The sequence below is a fragment of the Streptomyces sp. NPDC043738 genome (assembly GCF_056436545.1).
Map to the genome: position 1 here is coordinate 12,310 of NZ_JBWKCJ010000034.1, position 15,693 is coordinate 28,002.

Here is a 15,693-nt window from a genome sequence, read left to right on the forward strand (position 1 = left end):
TCTGACGGGTAGTCAGCTAGTGTTCGTCGGCTCTTTGGCGGGAGGCAGTGCGATGCGCGACGACGTGGACGCGCGGGCGGACCTGGCGTACGGCGTCATCCCCCGGCTGGTGCGCGAGGCCGCCCGGCGCCACGGCTCCCGGGAGGCCGTCGTCGAGGGCCGCACCCGGGTCTCCTACGCCGAGCTGGGCGAGCGGGTGGAGCGGGCCGCGGCCGCCTGCATCGCCTCCGGGGTCGCGCCCGGCGACCGCGTCGCCGTATGGGCGCCCAACACCCTGGACTGGATCGTCTCCGCCCTCGGGGCGGTGGCCGCCGGCGCCGTCCTGGTCCCCGTCAACACCCGCTTCAAGGGCGCCGAGGCCGCCTACGTCCTCGCCCGCACCCGCGCCAAGCTGCTCTTCGTCACCGGCACCTTCCTCGGCACGTCCTACGTCGCCTCGCTCCGCCGCGCCGCCCAGGAGGGCGGCGGCCACGGCCCACTGCCCGGACTGCCGCACCTGCACCAGGTCGTGGTGCTCTCCGGCGACGCCCCGGCCGGCTTCGTCACCTGGCGGGACTTCCTCGCCGGCGGCGCCGCCGTCCCCACCGAGGCGGTCCGCGGCCGGGCCGACGCCCTTCGCCCCGAGGACCCCTCGGACATCGTCTTCACCTCCGGCACGACCGGGCACCCCAAGGGCGCCGTGATCACCCACGCCCAGACCCTGCGCGCCTACGAGGTCTGGAGCGAACTGGCCGGCCTCCAGGAGGGCGACCGCTACCTGATCGTCAACCCGTTCTTCCACACCTTCGGCTACAAGGCCGGGGTCATCGCCTGCCTGCTGCGCGGCGCGACGATGGTTCCGCAGCCGGTCTTCAGCGTGCAGACCGCACTCGCCAACATCGCCGCCGAGCGGATCTCCGTCCTCCCCGGACCGCCCACCCTCCATCAGCAGCTCCTCGACCACCCCGACCGCGCCCTGCACGACCTGTCCGCGCTGCGCCTGGTGGTCACCGGCGCCGCCGTCGTCCCCCTGGAGCTGGTCGAGCGGCTGCGCGGCGAGCTGAGGATCTCCACCGTCCTGACCGCGTACGGCCTTTCGGAGAGCTCGGGCATCGTCACGATGTGCCGCCGCGGTGATCCGCCCGGCGTGATCGCCGCGACCTCGGGCCGCGCCCTGCCGGGCACCGAGGTCCGGGTCGTCGACGCCGAGGGCCGGCCGACGGCACCCGGAGACCCCGGCGAGGTGCTGGTCCGCGGCTACCACGTGATGTCCGGCTACTTCGAGGACCCGGCCGCCACGGCCCGCGCGATCACGCCCGACGGCTGGCTGCGCACCGGCGACGTGGGCACCCTGGACGCGGCCGGCAACCTCCGGATCACCGACCGCATCAAGGACATGTTCATCGTCGGCGGCTTCAACGCCTACCCCGCCGAGATAGAGCAACTCCTCGGCCGCCACCCGGATATCGCCGATGTCGCCGTCGTCGGCATACCCGACCCCCGACTCGGCGAGGTCGGCAAGGCCTACGCGGTCCGCCGCCCCGGCTCCTCCCTCACCGCCGACGACCTGATCGCCTGGTCCCGCCGGGAGATGGCCAACTACAAGGTCCCGCGCGAGGTCGCCTTCGTCCCCGAACTCCCGCGCAACGCCGGCGGCAAGGTCCTCAAGACCCGGTTGCGCGACGGCGCCCCGGGCCCCGCTCCCGCCTGATCCGCCCGGCTCCGCCCTGACCAGGCACGCCCTACGACCCCGGTGGCGTCCAGTCCGGCCGGCGGCCGCTGAGCGCCACCACCTTGTCCAGGAGCGGGGCGTTGCCGGGCACCGCGACCACCGCACCGAACAGCGGCCCGCCCGCGTCCTCCGCCCAGGACGACAGCAGCCCGTAGGAGACCCCCAGGCTGTCCGAGTCGGGCGCGTAGTCCTGGCCGGTGGCGCGCGCCAGGTCCCAGCCGTGCACCACCAGCTCATTGAGCGCGATCCGGCCCGCCACGGCGCCCGGCAGGGGCACACCGCCCGCCTCGGTCTCGCCCTGCCACGCCTCCGGGGCGCGCCAGGCCTGGGCCATTCCCGTGAGGTTCCGGTCAAGCTCGGCGCGCCAGCCGGGCCCGACATCCGGCCGGAAGGCGTCGGGGGAGGTGCCGGTCGTCGGCCCGAGCTCCTTGCGCGCCACGTCCTGGAAGGCGGCGGCCAGCCCGACGAGATGGCCCAGGAGGTGGCGTACGGCGTACTTCTCGCACGGTGTGGGCGCCTGGAGCTGCTCCTCGGCGGTGTGCGCCGCGAGCTGCGACACCAGCCGGGTCTGCGCGCCGAAGTCGATCATCTCGGTCATCGTCACTGGTTCCTTCCGCCCTGGGGGCCTGCACTACGGTCCGGGGCCGCCCTTGCCGGCCCCGCCCCTGCCAGTGAAGACTCCGCGGCCTCGCGGAACTCATCGCCACACCGCCGAAGACCCCCGCGCGGGGCACCGGCTAGTGCGTGTACCGCTCCCGCAGCACCGTCTTCAGGACCTTGTTCAGCGGTCCGCCGCGCGGCAGCTCCTCGGCGATCTCCAGCTGCTCCGGCAGTTTCTGCGTCATCAGTCCGGCCGCCCGCAGATGCGCGGTCAGCGCGTCGAGCGTGAGCGGCGGGCCGGCCGGATCGGCGGGCGTGACCACCGCGCACACCCGCTCGCCGCGTTCCCGGTCCGGCAGCCCGATCACCGCGGCCTGCGCCACCGCCGGATGGGTGTGCACCAGGTCCTCGATCTCCTGCGCCGAGATGTTCTCGCCCTTGCGGATGATGATGTCCTTGAGGCGCCCGGTGAGCACCAGGTGCCCGTCGGGCCGCAGCCGCCCCAGGTCACCGGTGTGGAAGTAGCCCTGCGCATCGAACGCCTCGGCGGTCAGCGCGGGGTCGGTGTACCGCCGCAGGAGCATCGGCCCCTTGAGCGTCACCTCGCCGGTCTCGCCCGTCGCGGCCTCGCTCCCGTCCGCGCGGGCGATGCGTATCCGCGCCCCCGCCACCGGCCGGCCCACCGTCCGCGCCAGCTGCTCGTCGCTGTCGTACGGCGTCCCCATCGCGATCATCGGGCACTCGGTCATCCCGTAGCCGTGCACGATCGCGCACTGAAGCTCCCGCCCGGCCGCGGCATACAGCTCCGGGGGCATCGGCGCCCCGCCGCCGGACAGCAGCCGCAGCGAGGGGATCAGCCGCCCGGCGTTCGGCTGCTCCTTGCGGTAGCGCCGTGACTCGTCCGCGAACGCCTGGTAGAAGGCGGTGCTGCCGCCGGCCATGGTGACGCCCCGGCGCCGGTAGACGGCCGCCGCCCGGCCCGGCTCGAAGCTGTCCAGGATGACCGCGGGAAAGCCGCTGACCAGCATGGCGATGACATAGTCCGGGCCGGCGATGTGCGCGTAGGGGAAGGCGATCGAGCCGATGTCCCGCGTGGACATGCCCAGTGCGGTGGCCAGGCCCACCCCGCCGGCGATGAGCGTGGCATCGGTGTGCTCGACGCCCTTGGGCGACGAGGTGGTGCCGGACGTGTAGTAGATCCAGGTCGTCCGGCCGTCCGCGCTCGCCGCCGCCGCCGGGCCCAGCCCGCCCGGATCGCCCACCGGCAGTCCGCCCGCCACCGAGATCACCCGCACCCCGTCCCCGGCCAGCCCGCGCACCATCGCGGTGTGGTCGAACCCCCGCCAGACGCCCGGCACCAGGACGTACTCCGCCGCCGACTCCGCCAGGACGAAGCCGACTTCGCGCTCCCGGTGGAGCGGGATGACGGGCGTCTGCACGGCTCCGAGCCGGGCCAGCGCCAGCGAGGCGACCACGGTCTCGATCCGGGTCGGCAGCTGCCACGCCACCCGGGTCCCGGCCCCTATCCCCAGCTCCCGGAACCCGGCCGCCACCCGCAGCGCCTCGTCGCGTACGCCGTCGAAGGTGACGGTCCGTCCGTCCCCGTCGAAGAACATCGGTGCCCCGCGCGAGGCACGCGCCCGATACTCGACCAGTTCCCAGAGCGTCTGCACACGAGCGGCTTCGAACACGGCGCGCCTCCTGACTGCGAGCAGGGCGGTACGGGCCCGGCCGGGGCCCTCGCCGGGCCGGGTGGCGCGACTGTACCAACGAAACTGACGGAGCGTCAGAGTCGGGGAGGCGGGGAACGCGGTGCCGTGGTGCGGTGCGGCGACAGGGGGAGGGGCGGTGGGGAAAAGCGACGGCAGCGGGGCCATGCCCTGCGCATGGTCTCGCTGCCGGCTCGCTGTGCGGATCGTGCCGAAGTACCCCGTGGGTCAGGCGCGGTGGCCCTCGGGTGCGACGTCTTCGGAGGTGCCGAGGTTTCCGGTTATCGGTACGTGGTGATCGAAGGTGGAGATCTCGCCGGGCCGGGCGTGGTGCGAGTCGGCCGTCGCCGGTGCCGCGGCCGCGGCCGCGGCGGCGAGGGTGAGTGCGGCGAGGACAACAGCCTTGCGTGTGCGGGTCATGCCGGTTCCTCCGTGACGGATGGCGTGCTGGTGCGTGTTGTGCGTAGAGAGTAGAGAGCGACCGGCGCTGCACGAGCGTATGTTCGAACGCGTGGCCGGAAAGTGCCGTGGCTCGGCCGGATGCCGAATTCCGTGCGGATACGCCGCAGGGGCCGTTTTCGATGGCTCCCCTCCATGCCATCGAAACGGCCCCTGCGATCCCCCGAACCTTGTTGCGGTTCTTACTTGGGCTCGCCCAAGGCATCGCCGAGCGGCTTGCCGATGGGCTGGTGGTGGTCGAACGTCGTGATCTCTTCCCCGGGCGTCACCGGCTGGTCCTTCTTGCCGGCGATACGGCGCCCGTTGGGGCCGAGGACGGGCTGGTGGTGGTCGAGCGGCTTGATGATGTCCCGCTCGTCCGGCTGCTGGGTGTTCTCGGTGGCCAAGCTGATCAACTCCAGTGTTTGGGCGCTTGTTACCGGCACACCCGGCCGGCGACTCCCCCGTGGGTCGCCGGTCAGGTGCATCGGGGCCGAACACCATAACGGTGGGGCCAACTCACCGAACCGCTTGCCCCCCGAGGCGGCGGGTCGGTAAGTAGAGATTGGCGTGACGCGATGAACGATCGATAAACGTCCGCGTCTACCTCCGCAGCAGACCGCCCCTACCGGCGTCGTTGCTGGTCATACGGTCGCGACGGGGCGCAGCAGGTCCTGCACGACCGCGCACTCCGGAGAGCCCAGACGCTCGAAGACCGCCAGCGCCTCCTGCCAGCACACCCGGGCCCGCCCGGACTGCCCGACGCCGTCCAGGGCCCGCCCCAGCAGCGTGAGGACGTTGGCGTGCCACCACTCGCCGCCGATGGCGCGCAGGGCGGTGAGCGCCTGCTCGGCGTGGTTGGCGGCCTGCGCGGGGTGACCGGCGGTCAGATCGGTCTCCGCCAGCCGGAAGTAGGTCATGCCCTCCCAGAAGCGCTGCCGGCTCGCCTGGAAGATGGCCAGGGCCTTGTTCAGCTGCTCGGTGGCGTCGTCCAGCCGATTGGCGCGGGTGAAGGCCAGGCCGAGCGCGTACATGCCGTTGGCGAGCCGGCGGGTGGCGCCCAGTTCCCGGTAGATCGCGATGCCGTCCTGGGCCAGCCGGACCGCGGTGTCCACCCGGTCCGTGGCCAGGTGGACCCGGGAGAGGTTGCACAGGGCGCTGGCTTCCGAGGGCTTGTTGCGGTCCGCGCGGAAGGCGGTCAGCGCCTGGGTCAGGTAGGCCTCGGCGTCGGCGTGGCGGTTCTGCGAGTTGGCGATGATGCCGCGGTCGTTGGGGGCGTAGGAGGAGGCGAACGCGTCGTCGGTCGCCAGTCCGAGGAGCATGGCCGACTGGGCGTGCTCGTCGGCCTTGTCGAACCGTCCGGCCAGGGTGTGGACGTTGGTCAGCGCGACGTGGATACGGGCCTGGGCGCGCTGGTCGTCCATCGCGCGCGCGGCGTCCAGCAGCGCCATGTTGACCTGTTCGTACTGCCGGGAGTCGGCCCCCGACTCCGCGAGGTCCTGCGCCAGCAGCAGCAGGTCCGCCGCGCGCCGCAGGGTGGCGGGCCCCGCGGACTGCTGTGCGCAGGCCATCAGGCACCGGGCCTCCCCGAAGAGCCACTCCAGGGCCCCTATGCGGTCGGTGAAGACCAGTCCCGCGTACTGCGGGCACGCCATGTGGTCGGCGAGCCGGTCGCCCGGACGCTCGAGGGTGTAGACCTCCTTGGCCGTGGCCAGGTAGAAGTCCAGCAGCCGGGAGAGCGCCGCGTCCCGCTCCGCCGGCGGCTGCTCGTCGCGTTCGGCGCAGGCCCGGGCGTAGAGCCGGACCAGGTCGTGGAAGCGGTAGCGGCCGGGGGCGGCGGACTCCAGCAGACTCGCGTCGACGAGGGACTCGATGAGGTCCTCCGCGGACTCCAGGTCCATGTCCAGGAGGGCGGCCGCGGCGGCGAGCGAGATGTCCGGGCCGTCGGCGAGGCCCAGCAGCCGGAACGCGCGGGCCTGGTGGGGTTCCAGCTGGCCGTAGCCCAGTTCGAAGGTGGCCGTGACGGCGAGGTCGCCGGCGCGCAGTTCGTCCAGCCGGCGCCGCTCGTCGGCGAGCTTGCGGGCGAGGGTGGAGACCGTCCACGTCCGGCGTGCGGCCAGTCGGGAGGCGGCGATACGGATGGCCAGCGGCAGGAAGCCGCAGGCGCCGACGACGGCCATCGCGGACTGCCGTTCGGCGCTGACCCGCTCCTGGCCGACGATGCGGGTGAAGAGGTTCAGCGCTTCCTCGGGGCTCATCACATCGACGTCGATCAGATACGCGCCCGCCAGGTCGATCAGCCGGGCGCGGCTGGTGATCAGTGCCGCGCACCCCTCCTGCCCCGGGAGCAGCGGCCGCACCTGGGCGGCGTCCCGGGCGTTGTCGAGCAGCGCCAGCACCCGCCGCCCCGCCAGTGTGGAGCGGTAGAGCGCCGAGCGCTCCTCCAGGCCGTCCGGGATCGAGGCGTCGGGGGTGCCCAGCGCACGCAGGAAGGCACCCAGCACCGCCTCCGGTTCGGAGGGGGTGTGGCCGGCGCCCTGGAGGTCGACGTAGAGCTGGCCGTCGGGGAAGTGCTCGCGGGCGGCGTGGGAGACGTGCACGGCGAGGGTGGTCTTGCCGACGCCGCCGATGCCGGTGAGCGCGGAGACCGCCATCACGCTGCCCTCGGCGGTGGCGAGCTGCCGGCCGAGTTCGGAGACGAAGGCGCTGCGTCCGGTGAAGTCGGCGACCGTGGCCGGGAGTTGCTGGGGGCGTACGACGACACGGTCGGCGGCGTCCGGCCCGTCGATGACGACGGGCGGTGCGTCCAGGTCGGCGTCCGCCCGCAGGATGCGCTGCTGGAGGTCGGAGAGCGAGGCGCAGGGGTCGACGCCCAGCTCGTCGGCGAGGAGCCGGCGGGTGTCGGCGTAGACGGCGAGCGCCTCGGCCTGCCGGCCGCTGCGGTACAGCGCCAGCATCAGCAGTTCGCGCAGCCGCTCGCTCAGCGGGTGGGCGGCGGTGAGCGCGGTCAGCTCGGAGACCGCCTCGGTGTGGCAGCCGGCCTCCAGGACGAGTTCGAGGCGGGTCTCGGTGAGGGACAGCCGCCATTCCTGCAGGCGGGTGCGCTGGGTCTCGGCGTACGGGCCGGCCAGTCCGGCCAGCGGCTCGCCGTCCCACAGCGCCAGCGCCTTTTCGAGGAGTTGCCGGGCGCGGCCGCGGTCGCCGGAGGCCTTGGCCTTCTCCGCCTCGGCCGCGTAGCTCTCGGCGTGGTCGTGGTCGAGGTCCAGGGGGTTGCCGTCCACCGGCCGGAGCGCATAGCCGCCGGACTCGCTGACCAGCGTCTCGGCGTCCTCGCCCAGCGCCTTGCGGAGGCGGGAGGCGTAGGTGCGCAGCGCGGCCAGCGCGGCGTGCGGCGGTTCGTCGCCCCACAGGGCGTCGACGAGCTCGTGCGCGGTCGCGGTGCGTCCGCCGCGCAGCAGTAACGCGGCGAGCAGTGCACGCTGCTGCGGGGAGCCCGCTGCCAGCGGCGTTGCGCCACGCCAAGCCCGTACGGGACCGAGCACGGTGAAGCGGAGCCGCTCCCGACCCGGACCGTCGTCCATGGTGTCCCCCTGCCCTGTGCCAAATTGACCACGCTGTATGCACGTTCTCGCTGTGTGCAACGGCCAGTCTGCCTTGTCGCGCCCGCTTCCGTCAGTAGGGGTCCGGACCGTGCACAAAGCCTCCTCGGCTGCTGGGGGCGGGGGCGGGGCCGCGCACGGCGGGGTGGTGGAGCCGTAACTTCCGCGCTCCTCGCCGTTCCCCGGCGGCGGCCCGCAGTTTACTGACGGATCGTCAGATCGGCGCTACGGTAGCGGGTATGGAGACCTTCCCCAAGATCATTTCGGTGGACGACCACACGGTGGAGCCCCCCAACGTCTGGCGGGACCGCCTCCCGTCGAAGTACCACGACATCGGCCCGCGCATCGTCCGCGCCCCCCTGAAGGAGATGACCTTCGTGGGCGGGAAATTCGCCCCCAAGATGGGCGCCCCGGGTGACGAAGGACCGATAGCCGACTGGTGGGTCTACGAGGACCTGCACCGCCCCCTGACCCGGCTCGACACCGCCGTCGGCTACGACCGCGACGAGATCAAACTGGAGGGCATCACCTACGAGCAGATGCGCCCGGGCTCCTTCAGCGTGCCCGAGCGCCTCGCCGACATGGACGTCAACCACGTCCAGTCCGCCCTGTGCTTCCCCACCTTCCCCCGCTTCTGCGGCCAGACCTTCACCGAGGCCAAGGACCGCGAGCTGGGGCTCCTGGGAGTGCGGGCGTACAACGACTGGATGGTGGAGGAGTGGTGCGGCCCGCAGGCCGAGGGCCGCCTGATCCCCCTCACCCTCATCCCGCTCTGGGACGCGGAACTGGCCGCCGCGGAGGTACGGCGCAACGCGGCCCGCGGCGTACGCGCGGTCTGCTTCAGCGAGATCCCGCCGCACCTGGGGCTGCCCAGCATCCACACCGACTACTGGGACCCGTTCCTGCGCGCCTGCGACGAGACCGGCACGGTCGTCGCGATGCACATCGGCTCCTCGTCGAGGATGCCGTCGACCTCCGCCGACGCCCCGCCCGCCGTGGGCTCCACCATCACCTTCGCCAACTGCTGTTTCTCGATGGTCGACTGGCTGATGAGCGGCAAGTTCGACCGCTTCCCCGACCTGAGGATCATGTACGCCGAGGGCCAGATCGGCTGGATCCCGTACATCCTGGAGCGCGCGGACGTGGTCTGGGAGGAGAACCGCGGCTGGGGCGGCGTCGCGGACAAGGTCCTGCGCCCGCCGTCCGAACTCTTCGCCGAGCACGTCTACGGCTGCTTCTTCGACGACGCCTTCGGCCTGCGCAACCTGGACGCGATCGGCGCCGGCAACGTCCTGTACGAGACCGACTACCCGCACTCGGACTCGACCTGGCCCAAGTCCAGGCAGGTCGGCGAGGCCCAGATGGGCCACCTCCCGCCGGACGTGGTGCAGCGCATTGTCCGGGGGAACGCGATCGAACTGCTCGGGCTCACGCGGGACGGGCTGTGGGGGCCGTCGGCGCCCGCGGCATGACCCCTCCCGGCTGCCTCCGTCGGGCGACGGGCAAGTCGAGCGACCGCGCCTCTCCCGGCCCGCGGCCCGCTTAACATGTCCAGGTCAACTGATCACGGCGGGGGGAACGGGGGAGAGCAGTTGGCTTTCTTCACCCCTGCGGCCGAGGCATGCCGCATCAGGTCGGCGAACCCGGCCCGGCCACATCTGCAAAGGAACGTCATGCGTTTCCATCGAACACTCGCCCTCGTCGGAACCGCCGTCGCCCTGGCATCGGTCTCCGCCTGCGGGCTGCCCTCCGCGGACTCGCCCCAGGGAGCGGGGGAGTTCCTGAAGTCGGCGCTCGGCTGCAAGACCGTGGACATCGCCTCGCCCCACGAGGTGCAGCAGGTCGAGGCCATGGGGATGACCGGCATCAACGGCGGCGGCGAGTGCGACGACCCGGCGGGCGGCGGCGGGGACGTCGACTTCCTGACCGTCGAGGACATGGAGGCGTTCCAGACCGCCATCAAGGGCGACGAGGACGAGCAGGACGACCTCATGATCGGCGACGACTTCGCCGTCGACCCGGGCAGCGACGAACAGCGCCATCAGCTCCTCAAGGCCGGGCTGCTGTTCCTCAACTGCACCTCGGACTTCAAGGCGCCGGACGGCATGTCGGTCGACGACGCCGAGATCGACGGCTGCGTCACGACCGACTACTCCAAGGACCTCGACTGACGTCCTGGCCACGGATCCGTGCGGATGCCGTCCGTGCGGAAGTCGTTCGTGCGGATGTCGTCCGTGCGGACCCTGCCGCCCCGTCCTCGCCGGGACGGGGCGGCCCGAGCCGCCGCCCGGCGGCGCGCCGTCACCCGCAGGTGGGCCGGGACGGCGGGGTGGTCCCCACGTAGCGGCGCCATTCGGCGTCGGTCAGGCTGCGGCCACCGGCGATTCGGCAGAGCCCGTCGATCCAGGAGTCCACGGAGAAATCCCAGGACAGGACCTCGCCGCCCTCGGTGGCGGTCCACAGCGTGCCCGTGTTGTCCACCACGAACCCGGTGTGCTCGCCGATCCCGCCGTTCCCCGACAGCGTGCGGGGCGGGATCGGAATCTCAGGTCCGCCCAGCCGGTCGCCGGTGTCGACGTCCCAACGGGTCAGCGTGCCGCTGTCGGTCAGGGTCGCGACCGTTCGGCCGTCCCCGCTCACGGCCACCCGGGACCCGTTCGGCTCGTCGCTCTGCCAGCGCAGCCGCTCCTCGTCCAGGTCCCAGCGGGCGAACGTGCGCTCGGCGCCGTCGAGGAACAGCGAACGGCCGTCGGCGGCCAGCGCGAAGGAGCCCACCGCTTCGTCCGGCAGGCGCACCGTCTGTACCTTGCGTCCGGAAGGGAGGGCGTGGACATCGACGCCGCCCTCGGCGTTCTCCACCGCGGCGGCCCGCCCGTCGGCGCTCAGCGAGGACAGCCGCGGCCGATAGGGATCAGCGGAAGCCGGCGGGACCACGATCCGGGTACGCCGTGCCGACGGGTCGGCGAGATGCACCGCACCGTCGCCTGTGGTGATGGCCAGCGCGCCCGCCCCGAGCGGGGCGATCTCGCGGGTGGCCTCGTGGAAGCCCTCCTGTGAGCCGGAAAGGGCTATCGTGCGCCGCTTTTCCAGGCGCTCGCCCACGATCCGCCATTCCTGGATCTCGCCCCGGGTCCCCGCGTAGAGCGTGCGCCCGTCGCCGCCGAAGGCGACGCACTCGTAGTACAAGGTGTCCCCGCCGACGGCCATGCCGTCCTTCGGGCTCCAGACGTGCAGATCCTTCGGCGGGTCGGACTCCAGCTCGCTCTCCAACTTGTTGCTCCAGGCGATCCGGCCGCCCGGACCGGTGGCCAGCGGCGGAGCCACGATCGCGGTCTGCATGTCGACGAGGGAGAACCCGTGCGCGTGCGCGGTCCGGGACGCCTGGCCGAGGTTCCACAGTGCGGCCGTCCGGCCGTGCGCGGAGGCGAGCCGGCCGCCCGTGGCGGAGAACTTCAGCAGTGTGGGCCGGCCGACGCCGGTGAGCTTGCGGACCTGGTTGGGCTCTCCGTCGGTCTCGCCGTCCTCCTGGCTGTTGGCCTCGCCGTCGACCACCGTGATGCCGGACGCCGTCCCGACGGCCATCCGGCTGCCGTCGGTCAACGCCAGCATCAGCGCCTCCTCGTTGGGGAGCATGGGGAACTTCCCGCAGGTGTCGGCGAGGGCCTCATGGCCCTTGGCCTTCGGCAGCCCCGTGCTGATGAAGACCCCGTATTTGAGGTATCCGAAACAGTGCCCCCCGGCGGACACGGCAGGCGCGGCCTGACCGGCCGGCAGCATCATCGTCTTGCTGTCCATGACCGCGCGCAGGTCGGGCACCGTGTACAGGGCGCCGCCGCCCACCGCGTCGCGGACCAGCAGATGGCTCTCCTCGTTCTGGAAGACCACCAGGCTGCCGATGTGGCCGGTGCGCTTGGAACGAAACTTCTCCCGGGCCTGCTCGTAGAGCGTCACCGTGCCGTCCTCGTCCGCGACGGCCAAGTTCCCGCTCATGCCGAACTGCAGTGAGGAAACCGCCTTCGGTATCGGTGCGAGCCGCCGCAGCTTCTTGCCCGCCAGGTCGTAGACGCCCAGATTTCCCTTGCCGTCGCCGACGGCCAGGCGCTTGCCGTCCTCGCTGAAGCCCGCCGCCGTGATCCGGCCGGGCAGCTTGGTACGGGCGCGTACCGCGCTGCCGTCGCTGCGCCACACCGTCACCGCGCCGCCCTCGTCCCCCACGGCGACGGCCGTGTCGTCCCCGCTGAAGGCGAACGCGCTGATGTCCTTCGCGCTCGACACCATCCTCACCAAGTACGGGCTGTCGGTGGCGAGCCGGTTCAGCGCCGCGATGGCCTCGGGCGACTTCTGCATGCGGTACGCCTCGATGCCCAGCAGCGAGGCCAGCCGCAGGTTTCCGTCCTTGAGGTTCAGCGCGGTGGCCGCCAGCTGCCGCGAGGTCGCCAGCCGGGCCTGCCTGCGGGCCTCGTCCCGCTGCAGCACCGCCACCACCGACGCCGCGCCGGCGAGCACGGCGAGCGTGGTGATGACGGCGAGCGCGCCCCGCGCCAGCCGCCGGGTCTTGCGGTGCTGGGCGACGTCCGCGCCGATCAGATCCTCTTTGGGACGGCCGTGCAGGGGCGCCGCCAGATCGGCCACACACTGCTGGAACCGGGGGTCACGGAGCGAGCCGGGGTCCTCCTCCGACATCCAGCGCAGATCGACCCAGCGCGGTTCGTCGGTGAACATGCCCGCCATGGTGCGCGGCAGACACGTGGTGCGCTCCCAGTCGAAGTCCCCCCGCTCGTGGTCCCACACCAGTTCCCCGCCGGTGACGGCGATGAGCATCTTCCGCGGCCCCAGGCCGGTGCGCCACCAGTCGGCCTCCTTCCGCACCCACACCGAGTCGGCAGATCCCGGGCAGGCCAGCAGGATGAAGGCGCCGGAATCGGCGAGCTGACGCTCGATCTCCGGCCACAGCCCCGGATTCGCGGACAGCGAGGCCTTGTCGAGAAAGACGCGCAGCGCGCGTAATTGCCGCCAGCTGCGGGCGAAATTCTGCAGCCCGCGCCGCAGATGGGCGGCCTTCGCACTGTCCGACGCATGGTGATAGGAAATGAAGGCGTCATTCCGGTACGGCCGCTCCACCGCGTTCCCGTCTCCCACTGTCTCCCCCGTCCGTCGGACCGTCCCGGGCCCGCCGCCGGACCCCGGTCGCCGCATCATCCTCATCACCGGATGCGCCTGCAACAGGGCCTGCGGGCAGGGCGATTGGCGCGGTGGGCGCACCTGCCGACCGGCGCCCGAGGCGCAGTGGGCCGGCCGCCGCCCGGCCGTGGCCCGTAACCTCACCATTCCCCGCCCGAACGCCCCCGATCGCCTCTAGACTCCTCACTCCTCCGATATTTCGGACGCATGCTGCGAGTGCGAGGGGCGGGCGGGGCTGCGGATGGACGAGGTGCGCACACTCGGCGACGGGGATTTCCCGGCGGTATTCCGGTCGGCGGACACCGCTTCCCTCTCGGGACAGCGGCGCTATATGACGGGCACGAAATGGCGGCTGCTGCTGGCGATCGCCGCCGCGGTCTGCGCGGTGTCGAGCGCGGACGCGGCGGTGGCGATGGTGCTGCTGGCGTTCCTGGCGACCGTCTATTTAGAGGTCTGGATGCTCACCGACCGGCCGGAGCGGGCCTGGTACGACGGGCGGGCCCTGGCGGAGTCGGTGAAGACGCTGTCGTGGCGGTACGCGGTGGCCGGCGACCCGTTCCCCGTCACCCTGCCCGCGGCCGCCGCGGAGCGCAGGTTCCACGACCGGCTGGAGGTCCTGCTGCGGGAGGCGCCGAGCGACAGCCTCGTCCCGGTCGGCTCGATGGCCGCGACCGAGACCATGGGCGAGCTGCGCCGAAGCCCGTTCGCGGCCCGCAAGCAGGCGTATCTCACCGGGCGGATCGCCGATCAGCAGGACTGGTACGGGGCCAAGGCGACCACGAACATCACGCTCGCCCGCCGCTGGCGGATCGGCCTGATCACCGTGGAGGCACTGGGCGTGCTCGCCGCCGTACTGCGCCTGTTGGAGATCGTCACCTTCGACCTGCCCGGTGTGCTGGCGGCGGTGCTGGGCGCCGGGGCCGCATGGTTCGCGGTACGGCAGCACGAGTCGCTGGGCCGGGCCTACACCTTCGCCGCGACCGAACTGAGCATCGTGCACCAGCGGCTGTCGGCGGTGCACGACGAGTCGGAGTGGGCCCAGGAGATCGCCGACGCCGAGGAGGCGATCAGCCGCGAGCACACGATGTGGCGCGCGTCCCGGGGCGCGGTGTAGACGGCCGGTTCCCAGGGGGTGTCCGACGGGCCTGACCCATCGGACACCCCCTGGTCGTGCGGCCTTCGCCCCAGGCGGAGATCAACGGCGCCGTCGCGGTGTCGAGGTGCCCGGCCCCGATGTTCGCCAGATGGCCCGCAGCGCGGCCGAGCGCCGCGGCACATGCACCCGGACGAGCCGCGCGCGTCGGGTCCGCCCCTCCCCGGCCCTTGCCTGATGGCAGGTAAGGCACGACCATGACCCGGCAAGCTATATGACGGTCCGTCAGGTATGGCTGGAGGGCGCGTGGGCGGCGACGTGAACGGTGTGGGACAAGGCGTGTGGCGGCCCGAGCCGGGGCGGCTGGCGTACGGGATGCAGCTTCCGGTGCAGTCGCAGAGCACGCTCTACGCGGAGAGCTGGGAGGTCGCCGCGGGGCCCGCCGATCTGGTCGAGATCGCGCGGGCCGCCGACCGGCACGGGTTCGCCTACCTCGCCTGCTGCGAGCACATCGCGATCCCGCGGCGGCTGGCCGAGGCGATGAGCACCGTGTGGTACGACCCGGTCGCCACGCTCGCGCATCTGGCCGCCGTGACGGAACGGGTGCGGCTGCTGAGCCACGTGGCGGTGGTCGGGCTGAAGCATCCGCTGGTCACGGCCAAGCAGTACGCGACGCTCGACCACCTCTCCGGCGGGCGGCTGATCCTCGGGGTCGGCGCCGGGCACGTCCGGGAGGAGTTCGAGGCGCTCGGGGTGGACTTCGTACGGCGTGGGGCGGTGCTGGACGAGACGGTCGACGCGCTGAAGGCGGCGCTGGGGACCGAGGAGTTCCCGAAGTTCGCCGGGGAGCGGTTCGCGTTCGAGGGGCTGGGCCAGGCGCCGCGGCCCGCGCAGCGGCCGCGGCCGCCGATCTGGGTCGGGGGATCCTCGCCCGCCGCCGTACGCCGGGCCGCGGAGCGCGCGGACGGCTGGCTGCCGCAGGGCGACCGGCGCGAGCAGCTGCCCGGGCAGATCGCCAAGCTGCGGGCGGCGAGGGAGGCGGCCGGAATCGAGGAGCCGGCCGTGATCGGGGCCATCGTCGAGCCGGTGTACGTGGGCGCGCCGGGGTGGGAGGTCGGGCGGCGGACCCTGTCCGGGGAACCGGAGCGGATCGCCGCTTCGCTGCGGGAGTACGGCGCGATGGGCGTGCACCAGATCCAGGTGCGGTTCAGGTCTCGCAGTCGTGGCGAACTGACGGACCAGATGGCGGCGTTCGCGGCCGATGTCGCGCCTCACCTGGATTGAGCGGTCGCGTGCGCCTGCCCTGGCTACCCGCACCCGCGCCCGACTCAACCATCCGTACACGGATCGACCTTCCGCACC

Annotated in this window: 11 protein-coding genes; 5 read left to right on the forward strand and 6 right to left on the reverse strand. The window is 72.5% G+C overall.

The features are described from left to right. The first annotated feature begins 52 nt into the window (after positions 1 to 52). A complete protein-coding gene (locus tag AC0680_RS32230; protein WP_478635854.1) occupies positions 53 to 1,690 on the forward strand; it encodes a FadD3 family acyl-CoA ligase in 1,638 nt (545 codons plus the stop codon). Between the two features lie 31 nt (positions 1,691 to 1,721). Here AC0680_RS32230 and AC0680_RS32235 read toward each other — a convergent pair whose 3' ends face one another. The 5 genes from AC0680_RS32235 to afsR all read right to left on the reverse strand — a co-directional run bounded on the left by AC0680_RS32235 (position 1,722) and on the right by afsR (position 8,039). Then, positions 1,722 to 2,309 carry a TIGR03086 family metal-binding protein gene (locus tag AC0680_RS32235; RefSeq protein ID WP_478635855.1) on the reverse strand — a complete coding sequence of 196 codons (588 nt, stop codon included), beginning with the start codon at positions 2,307 to 2,309 and terminating at the stop codon, positions 1,722 to 1,724. Positions 2,310 to 2,448: 139 nt separating this feature from the next. After that, a complete protein-coding gene (locus tag AC0680_RS32240; RefSeq protein ID WP_478635858.1) occupies positions 2,449 to 4,002 on the reverse strand; it encodes a class I adenylate-forming enzyme family protein in 1,554 nt (517 codons plus the stop codon). Positions 4,003 to 4,248: 246 nt separating this feature from the next. Further along, a complete protein-coding gene (locus tag AC0680_RS32245) occupies positions 4,249 to 4,440 on the reverse strand; it encodes a hypothetical protein (protein WP_478635860.1) in 192 nt (63 codons plus the stop codon). 221 nt (positions 4,441 to 4,661) lie between these two features. Then, positions 4,662 to 4,865, reverse strand: coding sequence for a hypothetical protein (locus tag AC0680_RS32250; RefSeq protein WP_468979288.1), 204 nt, complete (start codon positions 4,863 to 4,865; stop codon positions 4,662 to 4,664). Positions 4,866 to 5,102: 237 nt separating this feature from the next. After that, a complete protein-coding gene (afsR, locus tag AC0680_RS32255; RefSeq protein ID WP_478635864.1) occupies positions 5,103 to 8,039 on the reverse strand; it encodes an SARP-family global regulator AfsR in 2,937 nt (978 codons plus the stop codon). A gap of 257 nt (positions 8,040 to 8,296) precedes the next feature. On the opposite strand from afsR, the gene AC0680_RS32260 reads away from it, so the two are divergent. Together AC0680_RS32260 and AC0680_RS32265 are read left to right on the forward strand one after the other, a co-directional pair. Further along, a complete protein-coding gene (locus tag AC0680_RS32260) occupies positions 8,297 to 9,529 on the forward strand; it encodes an amidohydrolase family protein (RefSeq protein WP_478635866.1) in 1,233 nt (410 codons plus the stop codon). A gap of 201 nt (positions 9,530 to 9,730) precedes the next feature. Then, entirely contained in the window at positions 9,731 to 10,228 is a 498-nt protein-coding gene (locus tag AC0680_RS32265) for a hypothetical protein (RefSeq protein ID WP_478635868.1), read from the forward strand. Between the two features lie 130 nt (positions 10,229 to 10,358). Here the strand turns inward: AC0680_RS32265 and AC0680_RS32270 are convergent, their stop codons facing one another. Then, positions 10,359 to 13,196: a toll/interleukin-1 receptor domain-containing protein gene (locus AC0680_RS32270; RefSeq protein ID WP_478635871.1), complete on the reverse strand. Its 2,838-nt coding sequence runs from the start codon at positions 13,194 to 13,196 to the stop codon at positions 10,359 to 10,361. Between the two features lie 283 nt (positions 13,197 to 13,479). Between AC0680_RS32270 and AC0680_RS32275 the strand changes: the two genes are divergently transcribed. Beyond that, on the forward strand, positions 13,480 to 14,352 hold the full coding sequence (locus tag AC0680_RS32275; protein ID WP_478635873.1) for a DUF4231 domain-containing protein: 873 nt from the start codon (positions 13,480 to 13,482) through the stop codon (positions 14,350 to 14,352). 354 nt (positions 14,353 to 14,706) lie between these two features. Then, a complete protein-coding gene (locus tag AC0680_RS32280; RefSeq protein WP_478635981.1) occupies positions 14,707 to 15,615 on the forward strand; it encodes a TIGR03619 family F420-dependent LLM class oxidoreductase in 909 nt (302 codons plus the stop codon). Positions 15,616 to 15,693 lie beyond the last annotated feature (78 nt).

What these genes read in the sequence shown, in the direction of transcription:
- AC0680_RS32280 (WP_478635981.1), top strand. Translation starts at nt 14,707, where the DNA reads ATGCAGCTTCCGGTGCAGTCGCAGAGCACGCTCTACGCGGAGAGCTGG.
- AC0680_RS32235 (WP_478635855.1), bottom strand. Translation starts at nt 2,309, where the DNA reads ATGACCGAGATGATCGACTTCGGCGCGCAGACCCGGCTGGTGTCGCAG.
- AC0680_RS32275 (WP_478635873.1), top strand. Translation starts at nt 13,480, where the DNA reads ATGGACGAGGTGCGCACACTCGGCGACGGGGATTTCCCGGCGGTATTC.
- AC0680_RS32230 (WP_478635854.1), top strand. Translation starts at nt 53, where the DNA reads ATGCGCGACGACGTGGACGCGCGGGCGGACCTGGCGTACGGCGTCATC.
- AC0680_RS32260 (WP_478635866.1), top strand. Translation starts at nt 8,297, where the DNA reads ATGGAGACCTTCCCCAAGATCATTTCGGTGGACGACCACACGGTGGAG.
- AC0680_RS32265 (WP_478635868.1), top strand. Translation starts at nt 9,731, where the DNA reads ATGCGTTTCCATCGAACACTCGCCCTCGTCGGAACCGCCGTCGCCCTG.
- afsR (WP_478635864.1), bottom strand. Translation starts at nt 8,039, where the DNA reads ATGGACGACGGTCCGGGTCGGGAGCGGCTCCGCTTCACCGTGCTCGGT.
- AC0680_RS32245 (WP_478635860.1), bottom strand. Translation starts at nt 4,440, where the DNA reads ATGACCCGCACACGCAAGGCTGTTGTCCTCGCCGCACTCACCCTCGCC.